At 65.8% G+C, this 11,722-nt stretch carries 12 protein-coding genes; 5 read left to right on the top strand and 7 right to left on the bottom strand.

From position 1 onward, the window contains the following. Nucleotides 1–362: 362 nt before the first annotated feature. A complete protein-coding gene (locus tag ON44_RS46445) occupies nucleotides 363–1,901 on the bottom strand; it encodes an ATP-binding protein (protein WP_051181343.1) in 1,539 nt (512 codons plus the stop codon). Nucleotides 1,902–2,503: 602 nt separating this feature from the next. Here ON44_RS46445 and ON44_RS53900 point away from each other — a divergent pair. Together ON44_RS53900 and ON44_RS01970 are read left to right on the top strand one after the other, a co-directional pair. Next, nucleotides 2,504–2,683 carry a hypothetical protein gene (locus ON44_RS53900; protein WP_157187025.1) on the top strand — a complete coding sequence of 60 codons (180 nt, stop codon included), beginning with the start codon at nucleotides 2,504–2,506 and terminating at the stop codon, nucleotides 2,681–2,683. A 385-nt stretch (nucleotides 2,684–3,068) separates the two neighbouring features. Continuing rightward, on the top strand, nucleotides 3,069–4,418 hold the full coding sequence (locus ON44_RS01970; RefSeq protein ID WP_040686036.1) for a serine hydrolase domain-containing protein: 1,350 nt from the start codon (nucleotides 3,069–3,071) through the stop codon (nucleotides 4,416–4,418). Between the two features lies 1 nt (nucleotide 4,419). Here ON44_RS01970 and ON44_RS01965 read toward each other — a convergent pair whose 3' ends face one another. Together ON44_RS01965 and ON44_RS01960 are read right to left on the bottom strand one after the other, a co-directional pair. Continuing rightward, the gene (locus tag ON44_RS01965; protein WP_051181341.1) at nucleotides 4,420–4,938 is read right to left on the bottom strand and encodes a PaaI family thioesterase; all 519 of its coding nucleotides are present in this window, start codon (nucleotides 4,936–4,938) and stop codon (nucleotides 4,420–4,422) included. Further along, complete coding sequence (locus ON44_RS01960; protein WP_051181339.1) at nucleotides 4,935–5,828, bottom strand: oxygenase MpaB family protein; 894 nt, start codon at nucleotides 5,826–5,828, stop codon at nucleotides 4,935–4,937. The genes ON44_RS01965 and ON44_RS01960 overlap by 4 nt, the downstream gene beginning before the upstream one ends. Before the next feature lie 76 nt (nucleotides 5,829–5,904). On the opposite strand from ON44_RS01960, the gene ON44_RS01955 reads away from it, so the two are divergent. Further along, nucleotides 5,905–6,534: a TetR/AcrR family transcriptional regulator gene (locus ON44_RS01955; RefSeq protein WP_040686035.1), complete on the top strand. Its 630-nt coding sequence runs from the start codon at nucleotides 5,905–5,907 to the stop codon at nucleotides 6,532–6,534. Between the two features lie 132 nt (nucleotides 6,535–6,666). Here ON44_RS01955 and ON44_RS01950 read toward each other — a convergent pair whose 3' ends face one another. Then, the gene (locus ON44_RS01950; RefSeq protein WP_040686034.1) at nucleotides 6,667–7,578 is read right to left on the bottom strand and encodes an aminotransferase class IV; all 912 of its coding nucleotides are present in this window, start codon (nucleotides 7,576–7,578) and stop codon (nucleotides 6,667–6,669) included. A gap of 66 nt (nucleotides 7,579–7,644) precedes the next feature. Further along, entirely contained in the window at nucleotides 7,645–8,064 is a 420-nt protein-coding gene (locus ON44_RS01945) for a nuclear transport factor 2 family protein (RefSeq protein WP_040686033.1), read from the bottom strand. 95 nt (nucleotides 8,065–8,159) lie between these two features. Between ON44_RS01945 and ON44_RS01940 the strand changes: the two genes are divergently transcribed. Next, nucleotides 8,160–8,723, top strand: a complete 564-nt coding sequence (locus ON44_RS01940; RefSeq protein WP_040686032.1) for a TetR/AcrR family transcriptional regulator — start codon at nucleotides 8,160–8,162, stop codon at nucleotides 8,721–8,723. A gap of 188 nt (nucleotides 8,724–8,911) precedes the next feature. Here the strand turns inward: ON44_RS01940 and ON44_RS01935 are convergent, their stop codons facing one another. Further along, a complete protein-coding gene (locus tag ON44_RS01935) occupies nucleotides 8,912–9,877 on the bottom strand; it encodes an alpha/beta fold hydrolase (RefSeq protein WP_051181337.1) in 966 nt (321 codons plus the stop codon). 70 nt (nucleotides 9,878–9,947) lie between these two features. Here ON44_RS01935 and ON44_RS01930 point away from each other — a divergent pair, with 70 nt between their 5' ends. Further along, nucleotides 9,948–10,691, top strand: a complete 744-nt coding sequence (locus tag ON44_RS01930) for an AraC family transcriptional regulator (RefSeq protein ID WP_040686031.1) — start codon at nucleotides 9,948–9,950, stop codon at nucleotides 10,689–10,691. 57 nt (nucleotides 10,692–10,748) lie between these two features. Here ON44_RS01930 and ON44_RS01925 read toward each other — a convergent pair whose 3' ends face one another. After that, entirely contained in the window at nucleotides 10,749–11,720 is a 972-nt protein-coding gene (locus ON44_RS01925) for an aspartate-semialdehyde dehydrogenase (RefSeq protein WP_083897594.1), read from the bottom strand. Between the last annotated feature and the right edge of the window lie 2 nt (nucleotides 11,721–11,722).

Below are 11,722 nucleotides of genomic sequence, written 5' to 3'. Positions count from 1 at the left end.
ACACCGGTGACGCGCACCTCCGGGCACCGAGATGCCGCACACCCCCAGGACGCACACACCACACACCCTCTACGGCGCAAACGACGCGCAGCTCCAGGGACGCCATGACCCACACGCCAAGACGGGAGATCCGCACACCCCAGGGCGCAGACAACACGCACTCCCAGGACGCAGACGACGCGCATCTTCCGGGGACACCGGTGACGCGCACCTCCGGGCCCCGAGATGCCGCACACCCCGGGGCGCAGACAACGCGCGGTTCCAGGACGCCGACGACGCGCGCGGTTCCAGCACGCCGACGATGCGCTCTCCGCTGGATGGAGCGCGGGTGGTGTGCCCCGCGTGGCTCGGCCGGGCCTGTTTCAGGAGCGGAACTTCTTGGCTCGCATGTACTTCGCGAGTTCGTCGTACGTCCCGTCGCCATTGGCGAATTCGATTACGTTTCGGGCGGATTCGAACCAGGGGCCCGCGCTCGGCTTGATCTGGCTCAGCGCGACCTCGATATCGGCCATGCCGACCGGGCGCACGGTGCCGGTGCTGATCGAGTCGGCCATCGCCAATTGTGTTGCCGAGGTGCAGATGTGGGCCAGATCGGCACCGGAAAAGCCGTCGGTGCGCCGCACGATGGCCGGGAGATCGATGCCCGCGACCGGACGATCCTTCAGGTGGTAGTGCAGGATCGCCCGGCGCGCGTCCGAATCCGGCAGGCCGACCAGGATCATGCGGTCGAACCGGCCGGGGCGGCGCAGGGCGACATCGAGGTCCCACGGGTGGTTGGTGGCGCCGAGGATGTAGACGCCGTCGTTGCTGTGGGTGGCCGAATCCATCTCGTTGAGCAGCTGATTCACCACATTGCGCATCCAGGCCGAGCCCGACATCTGACTGCGCTTGTGCCCGAGGGCGTCGACCTCGTCGAGGAACAGCACACAGGGCGCATTGCGGCGGGCCATTTCGAAGACCTCGTGCAGATTGCGCTCACCGGAACCGTGGTAGATATCGAGGATGTCGGCGATCTCGATCGGGTAAAAGTTCGCGCCGAGTTCACCGGCCACCGCCGCGGCGATGAAGGTCTTGCCGCAGCCGGGCGGGCCGTAGAGCAGCAGTCCGCCGCGCGCGGAAGTGCCGAAAGCCTTGGCGAATCCGGGATTTCGGATCGGACCGAGCAGAGTGAGTTCGAGCTGACGCTTTACATCCTGCATGCCGCCGACATCGGCCAGCTTGACGGTGGGCTTCTCGAATACGCCGACATCGGAGTCGGTGACGAAGTCGCGCGAGCCCTCATCGATGAATGCGGGGGCGATGATATCGCCGACCTGCTCTTCGGCTGCCGCCCAATCATATTGCGACGAATCATCTTTCGCCTTATCCGGTGCCGACTCGTTTGGCGTGGGCTCGCTCGGCGCGGGCTGGCTCAGCGTCGGCTCGCTCAGCGTCGGCTCGCTCGGCGCGGGCTGGCTCAGCGTCGGCTCGCTCAGCGACGGCTCGCTCAGCGCGGGCTGGCTCAGCGCGGGCTGGCTCAGCGCGGGCTCGCTCAGCGTCGACTGGCTCAGCGACGGCTCGCTCAGCGACGGCTCGCTCAGCGTCGACTGGCTCAGCGACGGCTCGCTCAGCGTCGACTGGCTCAGCGACGGCTCGCTCAGCGTCGACTGGCTCAGCGTCGGCTGGGTCGGTGCAGCCGGGGTCGCCATACCATTGGTCAGCGCAATCGTGCACTGCTGCAACAACTCCAGCACTCGAGCATGTCCCGGTTCCTGACCGAGCGCGGCTGCACACTGGGCCAGTGCATCGGCATGGCGGCCACGATCGATCAGCAACTCGATCACCCGCACCCGCAGCGCAAGCACCTCCGGACTGCGCTCGAGCGCGGCCAGCATTTCGGTCAGCACCAGATCATCGGACACACCGATCCCCCCTTCACCTCGTGAGCTCGTTGATTCTAAATTGCGGTACCGAGTCCGTACCGGCCCGAACCACCACCCGCGGGTAGCCAACAGCGCCAAGACCTACCCGTCGAGCGGCCATGCCGCATCTGATCACGGTCGCTGGGTGCGCGGTGCGGCGGAGGAGTGCCGCCCGCAGATCTGCCGGTGTCCCGAGTGCGAAGACGCCGGCTGCTGCCGTGATGGCAAGGCCGGGTGCCAGCCACTGCACAGGCAGGGTCCGCACTGCACAGGCAGCTGGGAACTATCGGGAGGATGCGCATCGCTGCGGGATCGGACCAGGTGATTTCTGTTGTCCGCATCACATCCGATTTCGTGGAATAGATCCGGACGGCGGACCGTTGATCACCTGTGTCGGCGTCCGGACAGCCCCGGGCCTCACCCCATTCGTCGCTACGAGCGACCACTCGCCGAGAGGCGCTTGTGGGACGTCGGCACTCGAGTCGTGACGTTGGCGTGGCGTCCGGCGACTCAGCGCCGCCAGGTTCACCAACCTGGCGGCGTTTCGTATTTCCGGAGCGGCTCGGCTCGTGGTCGACCGCGGTGTGGTCGATGATGCAGCCATGGCAACGCACGGCGATGCGCTACGTCGCAGGCTCGGACTCACCGACTCGGTGGTCATCGGGCTCGGGGCGAGGGTCGGCGCGGGCATCTTCGCCACTTACTCCCGCGGCGCGTGGCCGGCTGCTGCTCGCCTTGGCGGTGCCGCACTGCTCGCGTACCCCTCCGCTCGGCTCGGTTGACCGGACTTGCGGTCCTTGGCGTAGGCGCTGGCTGGTTCATGGTGCGTACACGCCGCTGACTGTCGGGCTGTCACGTCCGCTCGGCTCGGAACTAACCGGACTCGCGGTCCTCGGCGTAGGCGCTGGCTCGTTCGCGGCACGTACACGCCGTCGACTGTCGGGCTGTCACGCCAGCTCGGTTCGGTGCCCAACGGAATCGCGGTCCTCGCCGTTGCCGCAGGGGAAGTTCGCGGTACACCTCGCTGATGCCGTCCAAAGTGCGGATCATATTGCGGCGCGCGGCCGATGCGGTACGACGTGGAGCGGCGCGCCGAGTTGGCAATTGACTGAGACGCATTCAGCCTGTTGCCCAGCCTGTCGAGGCCGGTCGCGATAGCCTTTGCGCATGGGGCGCATCTACGGATTCCTGGCCGGAATCGCAGCGGTCTCGCTGGTTGCGGGAAGCGTTTTCGCCGGAGGTGCGCAGGCCACGCACACCGCGCAGCTGTCATGTGGGGTGTCGTCCGGGCGGGAGCCGGAACGGGCGGCGCCGGAACAGGTTGGACTGGATTCGGACCGGCTCGCGGAGGCATTGGAGTTCGCAAGCGGGCGTAATCGGTTGAATGTGCAGGTTTTCCGGCACAACTGTCTGATCGGCGAGGGGCCGACGAACGACCAGACCGGGAATGTCGCCTGGAATATCTGGAGTGCGACGAAGAGCGTTGTATCCCTGCTCGCCGGAATAGCCTGGGATCAGGGAAAACTCGATATCGAAGCGCCGATCGACCGGTATCTGCCGCCCGGACTCGGTGATGCGCAGCATCGGTCGATCACCGTGGAGAATCTGCTGACCGAAACGTCCGGCATGAAGGTGGGCGTGCTCACCGAGGGCGTTACCGGGGTGATCCCGCTCGATCCGGATAGTGCGGTGCAGGCGCTCGGGGTGCCGTTGGCCAATCCGCCTGGCGCGGCATTCAGCTACAGCCAGCGAAATGTCGATCTGCTCGCCTATGTCATCGAATTGGCCGTCGGGGAACCGCTGCAGCAGTTCGCACAGCGTGAGCTTTTCGATCCGCTCGGCATCGAACGCGGCGATTACTACTGGGCGCGCGATCGCGCAGGGCATACCTACGGATACGCCCATCTGATGATCCCGCCGAACGATTTCGCCAAGCTCGGGCTGCTGGTGAGCAATAACGGGGGCTGGGGCGGGCAGCAAATCGTCTCGCAGGCTTATCTGTACCAGGCACGCCAGCCATCAGCGGCGAACAATTGCTACGGCTACCTGTTCTGGATCGGGCCGGGATGCGCCGAGACCCCCTCCTACCTGCCCGCCGACGTGTACTCGATGTCGGGACTCGGCATGCAGAACGTCTTCCTCATCCCGAGCCTGGATTTGACGGTGGTGTGGACCGGATTCTTCGGAAATGTCAGCAACGAGGGCCTTTCGGGGATTGTGCAGAACACCGCGGAGCTGCCGTACGAATTCTTCCGACGGCTGTTCGAGGCCTTCGAAGTCCGTCCGGTGCCCGATCCGGGTCCGTATGTCGAGCCGCCGCTGCGGCTGGATCCGAGGCGGTTCGTGGATACGGATCTGCTGCTCGCGGTCTTCGGCATCGGACCTGCGGCATATCCGGGCTGCAATGTCTTCAGCTGCCTGAACTACCCGTTGGCGCCGCCGTTCGCCGATACCCCACCCGGCTGCGCCATTCTGGTCTGCCTCGGTCCGGATCCGCGCACACCGGGTATCCGCTGAATCACACGCCGAAGAAAGGGATATCGCCTTCCTTCGCGCCCTGCGCGAAGAAGTGATCCGGCGAGACCGCGATGAACAGGGCAGTGCCCTCGGCGATGAGTTCACCGTCGTCTTCGAGGCGAGCGTAGATATGCAATTTGCGCTCGCCTTCGCGCCGATCGAGGAGCGCGGTCACGATCATCGGCCGGTGCAGCGATGCGGGGCGCACATAGTTCACCTCGAGTTTGGCGGTTACCGCTGGGACACACATGGTGGTCGGCACCGTGCCGGACGCCTCGTCGAGTATGGCCGCGATGACACCGCCGTGCGCCACACCCGGAGCGCCCTGGTGGCGTTCATCGAGGGTGAAATGGCCGATGATGCGGTCGTTTTCGAGGTTCAGTGCGATCCCGACGGCCGCCGGATTCCGTGGTCCGCAGCCGAAGCAGCCGTCCACATGCGGCGGCAGCGGACCGTCGGGCATGGGGCTGTTGAGGGGATTCGGCCGGCGCACAATGCTGCTTTCCGCAGTGTTGCTCACGCCGCCTCCGCCGCATGTCGAATGTTGTTCATGATCTGCTCTTTTCGCCGCAGCGCGACGACGCGGGTGATGGTGCGGACCGGTCGTGGCAGCACTCGATCTACGCCGCGGATCACGACGGCGTAGCGGCGTAGCCGGCGCTCGTCGCGCGCGGTCCATTCGAGGCCGAGCCGCTCGCGCAGGATCGGCGGCAGCACACCGGTATTCACCCAGACCGCCAGCGGTCCGACGATTCGCCACATGACGAGCTTCCACAGCCAAACCGGGATCGGCGCTCGCACCGGCGGCCGAGACATCGTCTCCAGCACATCGTCGACGCTCGGGTGATATTCGAGCCGCTCGCGCACGACCCGGTCGAACCATGCCTCGAAGGCGGGAAGATCCTCGGGCACAGCGCGTTCCGGGAGTCCGGCCAGTAACGCGGTGTGCCGCCAGCCGTCGTACAGGTCCGCGCGCTGCGACTCGGTGAGTCCGGATCCGAAACGGGTCGCGACGATTTCGGTTGCCCAATGTGCGGTGGCCAGGACAAAGAAGTAGGCCTCGGGTTCCCAGGCGTGATAGCGCCGACCCGCGTGATCGACACCGCCGATGCCCTTGTGCATGGCGCGGATGTCGCGGCCGTAGGCGGCGGAGTCGTCGCCGTAGAAGGTTAGGGCGAGGGTGGGCCAGTACGAGCGGTCGAAGCGGCCGATCGGATCGGTCTTGAAGATCGAGTGTTCGGCAACGCCCGAGCCGATCACCGGATGCGCTACCTGCAGTAACAGCGCACTCGGGGCGAGCATGATCAATCGCCAGTCCGCAGCGAGGCGGGCGGTCAGCGAATCTTTGCTCAGGCCGGGTAGGTCCGCGTGCGATGCGTTCAGATCGGACGCTTCGGCGAGTTCGGTCATACTCACCCCTCAATCGGGAATCAGTTGTCTCTCGAATCAAGCTAGATTCAGGAAACAAATGTGTCAAGATTGGCGTATGGCATCCACGGCGCGCACCTATGGCGGGATATCGGCTGATCAGCGGCGCGCGATCCGTCGTGACCAGCTACTGGAGGCCGCCTTCGAAGTGATGGCGACCGAGGGTACGGCCGGACTGACGATCCGCACGGTCGCCAAAGCCGCCGGACTGTCCACCCGATTTGTGTACGAGAGTTTCACCGATCTCGACGATCTGATCGGGGCCGCATTCGAGCTGGCTTTTCGCCAGTTTTCGAGCGCCGTCGGTGCGGCCGCCGCGAGCGCGGCACCGGACCGTCGGGCACAGGTCACCGCAGTGGTCGACGCCATGGTCGATTTCTTCCTAGCCACGCCCGCCAAGGGAAAGATCCTGTCCACCAAGGCATATGGACATCCGGCCGTGGCCGAGCGACGGCTGGCGCGCTCGGAGGATGTGTCGCGCGCCTTCCGCGGAATCCTGGCACAGCTGGTTCCCGACCGCGCTCCGGACGATCCCGCCATCGACCTCACGGCACGCTTTCTGGTCGGCGCGTTCGGCGACACTGTCACCGCCTGGATCCAGCAGGCGCTGCCCTACCCCCGCGCCAAGTTCGTGCAAGACAACGTGGAACTTTTCCTCGGCACCATCGCCGCCCTCGAGCGCTTGTGATGCCTACGATCCCGCCCTTGGACCGCCACGGAATCCCGCGCTGCCGCAAAGGATCGAGGACGTCGCATAGCCGGTGACTACCTCGCACACGGTGGACGTTGTGCGAGGTAGTGATGCCTTCTGTGGGAGCGGTCAGAGGGGGGTGAGCCAGTTGTGGTGGGTGTCGGTGCGGAGGGCGGCGGTGTGGCGTTTGCGGAGGGTTTGGGTGAGGGGGCCGGGGCGGCCGTCGGCGATGAGGCGGCCGTCGACTCCGGTGACCGGGGAGGTGCCGGATGAGGTGCCGGTGACGAAGACTTCGTCGGCTATGTAGAGCTCGGTGAGGTCAATGGTGCGTTCGACGATCGGAATGCCGTCTTCGGCGGCGAGGGTGAGGATGGTGCGGCGGTTGATGCCGTCGAGGATGTCGCAGGACACATCCGGGGTGATCAGGGCGCCGTTGCGGACGAGGAAGATATTGGCGGCGCTGAGTTCGCAGACGTGACCGTTGCCGTCGAGGAAGATGCAGTCGTCGTAGCCGCTGTCGATGGCATCTTGTTTGGCGAGTACCGAATTGACGTACGCACCATTGACTTTCGCACGCGAGGGAATCGCATTGTCCGGAATGCGCCGCCACGGACTGGATTTCAGACGCATACCGTCCTGGGGCACGATCGGCACGGCGTCGTAGACGAAAATGCTGACCTGGATGGCGCAGCCACGGACCCGGGTGCCCGGAATCGATTCGACGACATGCACTGTCGCGCGGACGAATACGTCCTCGGTCGGCGTATTGGCCGCGATCAGGTCGATGATCGCCGTGCGGAATCGGGCGAAGTCCCATTCGGCGGCGAACCGGTCGATGCCGATGATCTTGCAGGATTCCTCGAGTCGCCGGAAATGGTCGTCGAGCCGAAATGCGATGCGTGCCGATCCATCCACAAGCACCGGGAACACTGTGTACACGCTGAGCCCGTACAACACTGCCGACGATGCGACCGCGACCGACGCCTGTTCCGCGTCGATGAGCCGGTCCCCGAAGTACACCTGTGGATAAGGATTCGCCATCGGCGCAGGCTAGCAGTCGGCACCCGGGCGGAGCGACGGAATTTCGGCCCGCCCGGGCCTTCTGGGTCAGTTCTCCACAAGCCGGGAGAAGCGCGCCGTATCCATGTAGTCGCGGAACAGCGTGACCTTGCCGTCGCGAACCCGAACGACATTGACGGAGGTGCGAACTCGCGCTCGCTCGGCGCCGGGCACGGTCATATCCACCTCGTTCTCCACGAAAACCAGCTCGGGATCCGCTGTTTCGTACACCTGTGGATAGATCCCGTGCACCTCGATTCGCGAAATTCCGGACCAGCGCTGCGCAAGATGCGCGCGGATCTCCGCACGCCCGACCAGCCGGGTCGGCATCCCGGGAATGACAAAGGGGATCTCGAATACCGCATCCGGGGCGAGCAGCTCGACGAATGCGTCGGCATCGCGCGCCGGCAGCTCCCGGAACATCCGTTCGACCAGCTCACGAGGGCTTTCCACTGAAGTCTCCACCATGAAAACACCTGCTTCAAATTAAGCGGAACGTTGACCCCGCTTATCATCCGGAACGACCGCCCCGCTTGTCAATGCCTCCAGTAAACTCAGCCCTCATGACCGATCGCGAGGAACCGCGCCCACTGCGCGCCGACGCGCGCCGCAATCGCGACCGCGTACTCGCCGCCGCCCAGGAGGCCTTCGCCGCCGAGGGCATTTCGGTCCCGCTCGACGAAATCGCCCGCCGCGCGGGCGTCGGCGCGGGCACCGTCTACCGCCACTTCCCCACCAAAGAAGCCCTTTTCGAAGCCGCGATCGTAGACCGCGTCGAGCGAATGATCACCCATGCCCGCGAACTCGCCACCGCCCCCGACCCCGGCAAAGTTTTCTTCGACTTCCTCGACCGCATGGTCGCCGAGGGCACCGTCAAACGCGACCTAGCCGAAGCCGTAGGCGCCGACGCCCCCGAAAGCCGCGGACCCGCCCACGATCTAAGGGCCGCCATCGCCCAATTACTCACCCGTGCACAACAATCCGGGGACGTACGACGCGATATCGATATCGACGACCTCATGCGCGTCGTGAAGGGCACCTTCTTGGCCGCCAACGCCACCAACACCACCGCGGAGCAACGCCGCCGCACGTTCGCGATCGTCTTCGACGGACTACGGCCCCACTGACCGAACCGGGCTGCCCGACGCAGCCTCGCCGATGCCTACTCAGCCAGCACGCCCGAACCGACACGACGCCAACCCGCCAGTTGAGCGAAAAGCCCGGTACGAGAAGGCATTATGCCGCCGCGCCGGGCTCTCGCCGCTTCCGAGTCACCGGTATGGTCGAAGCGGGCGGGACGTGGTGAGCAAGACCGTTATCGACTCGCGCTTTCCCGGTCGACTGCCGACAGATCGTGACGTGGCGCGCGGCAAGCGTCGATGATGATCTTGCGAGCCGCACGGCCTTCGGGGCTGGGCATCAGCGCGTAGTTGTGCGGCAGCCCCAAGCCCTCGTGGTAGTCGACCGGTACCCCCGCGGCTTCGGCGCGGCGGGTGAGGGTTCGGGCGTCGGGCAGGATCATTTCGTGGGTGCCGGAGAAGATGGTCAAAGGCGGCAGTCCTTCGATAGCGCCGAACAGGGGGCTGACGCGGGGGTCGCGGAGGTCGAGGCCGTCGGCGTAGAGCCGCGCGATTTCAGCCATTCCGGGCCGCTGATGCAACGGATCGATCTGTTCGAGCTCGGGCAGCGCCGGGTCGGAAAGGGTGGCGTCGAGCCATGCGGAGATCAGCACTACCCGAGACAGTTGCGGCCCACCCTGATCGCGCAGGACATGTGCTGCCGCCAGCGCCAGCAGTCCGCCGGCCGAATTGCCCATCACCACGGTCTGGCCGGAACCGCGCTGCTCGATCGTGCGGGCGAGTATCGCAGCGGTGGTGGCGACCATGTCCGCGGCGCTGCTATGTGGGATCAGCGGATAGATCGGGACCACGACCTCCGCCGGAATGGCAGCGCCGAGTTCGCGGACGAAACTCCAGTGCGGACGCACGATCTCGGCGAAAAAGCCGCCGCCGTGCAGGAAAACCACGCTGACGTCGGTGGGTCCGGCGGTAGGCGTTACTCGGAAAACGGGCCAACCGTCGAGATCATCCCGGGTGACGGTCGCCGCCTTGCGCAGGAATGCCGGCGGCCGCACCTCCTTGACGCGACGGTCGCGCTTTTCCAGCGCCGCATGAATCCCTTCCGCACTGCCGAGCATCTGCTTCTGGCCGCGCGATGCCAACAGCGCGGTGATGGCTCTGGTCTGCCAGCTCGGCTTCGCGGTAACTCCCTTGGTTGTCATATCTCTTCGTCTCCCGTCGTCGCGGCTCGCACCGGCTGATTGCGCCGGGGCACCGATTAGCCTGACGAACATGACCGAGACCGCGCTTTCACAAACCTGCGGTGCGCCGGTGCTGTGGATGCGACCGGGACATGCCGGATATCTCGGCCCGGAGCTCGGCGTCGGGATGCATGCCACGTCGATCGGGTATCTCGGCCTGAGCTTGGACGGACCGTTCGCGGTGGAGACGGCGGCGGATCAGCCGATCATTACCCGCAGCGTGTTCATACCGGCCCGGGTACCAGCCCGGATTGTCTCGGAGCGCTGGATCGCATTGCTATTCGCCGAACCCGGCAGCGCGATGATCGCTGGGGTCGCCACCGGATCGGGTAGCAATATCCAGTCCGCGGCTGTCGATCCGAGCGCCGAAGCCGTCCTCATCACCGCCGCCCGAACCGGCGTCGCCGAGCTGGAGCGCCTGATATCGGTTCGGCAACCGGCCATCGACCCCCGAATCGACGCCATCGTCCGCGACATTCGTGACGACCCGACCGCACACATCCGCGCCGAGCACGCGGCCGATGCCGCCGGGATGTCGGAAACCCACTTCCTACGAACCTTCGCCGCACACACCGGCACCACATTCCGCCGCTACCGTCAATGGGCCCGGCTGCGAATGGTTTTCGCGAGCCTGGCCGCCGGGCACGACCTCACCCGCTGCGCCGCCGATGCCGGATTCGCCTCCCCGTCACACCTGAGCGAAACCTTCCGGCGCACATTCGGGCTGTCGCTGACCGCACTGCTCGGCTCGTCGGTGACATTCGATATCCGATGACCGAAAAGCAAACGGGCCGTTCAGATCTCACGATCGGAACGGCCCGTTCGGTCGGTGTCAGCGCTGGGCCAACAGGACTTCCGCGATTTGAATGGTGTTGAGGGCGGCACCTTTTCGGAGGTTATCGCCCGAGATGAACAGGGCGAGGCCGCGGCCTTCGGGGACGCCCGGATCCTGGCGGATGCGGCCGACGAGGGAGTCGTCCTTGCCCGCGGCGGCCAAGGGGGTCGGCACGTCGGTGAGCTGGACGCCGGGGGCCTTGGCGAGGATTTCCTTGGCGCGCTCGACCGAAATCGGTTCGGCGAATTCGGCATTCACCGACAGCGAGTGGCCGGTGAAGACCGGGACGCGCACACAGGTGCCGCTGACCAGCAGGTCGGGCAGACCGAGGATCTTGCGGCTCTCGTTGCGCAGCTTCTGGTCTTCGTCGGTTTCGAAGGAGCCGTCGTCGACCAGTGCACCGGCGAGCGGGATCACGTCGAAGGCGATCGGCGCGACGTACTTGTTCGGAGCCGGGAACTGCACCGAACTGCCGTCGTGCACCAGCTTTTCGGCATCGTCGACCACGGCGCGCACCTGGGAGGCCAGTTCCTCGACACCGGCCAGGCCGCTGCCGGAGACCGCCTGGTAGCTCGAAACGATCAGGCGCTGCAGGCCAGCCACGTCGTGTAGCGGCTTGAGCACCGGCATTGCGGCCATGGTTGTGCAGTTCGGGTTGGCGATGATGCCCTTGACCAGATTGCGCGTCTGCTCCGGGTTCACCTCGCTGACGACCAACGGGACCTCGGGATCCTTACGCCAAGCCGACGAGTTGTCGATCACGGTGACACCGGCCGCCGCGAAACGCGGGGCCTGCACGCGCGACATGGTGGCGCCCGCGGAGAACAGCGCGATATCCAGGCCGGTGGGATCGGCGGTCTCGGTGTCCTCGACCACGATCTCGCCACCGCGCCACGGCAGGGTCTTACCCGCCGAGCGCGCCGAGGCGAAGAAACGCACCTCGTCGGCCGGGAAGTTGCGCTCCTCCAGCA

Source organism: Nocardia vinacea NBRC 16497, assembly GCF_000308835.1.
Lineage (GTDB): Bacteria > Actinomycetota > Actinomycetes > Mycobacteriales > Mycobacteriaceae > Nocardia > Nocardia vinacea.
The sequence above is the reverse complement of the archived record's forward strand: the minus strand, read 5'-3'. Positions and strand labels throughout refer to the sequence as shown.

What these genes read in the sequence shown, in the direction of transcription:
- ON44_RS01950 (WP_040686034.1), bottom strand. Translation starts at nt 7,578, where the DNA reads ATGGCGAATCCTTATCCACAGGTGTACTTCGGGGACCGGCTCATCGAC.
- ON44_RS01970 (WP_040686036.1), top strand. Translation starts at nt 3,069, where the DNA reads ATGGGGCGCATCTACGGATTCCTGGCCGGAATCGCAGCGGTCTCGCTG.
- ON44_RS01935 (WP_051181337.1), bottom strand. Translation starts at nt 9,877, where the DNA reads ATGACAACCAAGGGAGTTACCGCGAAGCCGAGCTGGCAGACCAGAGCC.
- ON44_RS53900 (WP_157187025.1), top strand. Translation starts at nt 2,504, where the DNA reads ATGGCAACGCACGGCGATGCGCTACGTCGCAGGCTCGGACTCACCGAC.
- ON44_RS01955 (WP_040686035.1), top strand. Translation starts at nt 5,905, where the DNA reads ATGGCATCCACGGCGCGCACCTATGGCGGGATATCGGCTGATCAGCGG.
- ON44_RS01940 (WP_040686032.1), top strand. Translation starts at nt 8,160, where the DNA reads ATGACCGATCGCGAGGAACCGCGCCCACTGCGCGCCGACGCGCGCCGC.
- ON44_RS01930 (WP_040686031.1), top strand. Translation starts at nt 9,948, where the DNA reads ATGACCGAGACCGCGCTTTCACAAACCTGCGGTGCGCCGGTGCTGTGG.
- ON44_RS01960 (WP_051181339.1), bottom strand. Translation starts at nt 5,828, where the DNA reads ATGACCGAACTCGCCGAAGCGTCCGATCTGAACGCATCGCACGCGGAC.
- ON44_RS01945 (WP_040686033.1), bottom strand. Translation starts at nt 8,064, where the DNA reads ATGGTGGAGACTTCAGTGGAAAGCCCTCGTGAGCTGGTCGAACGGATG.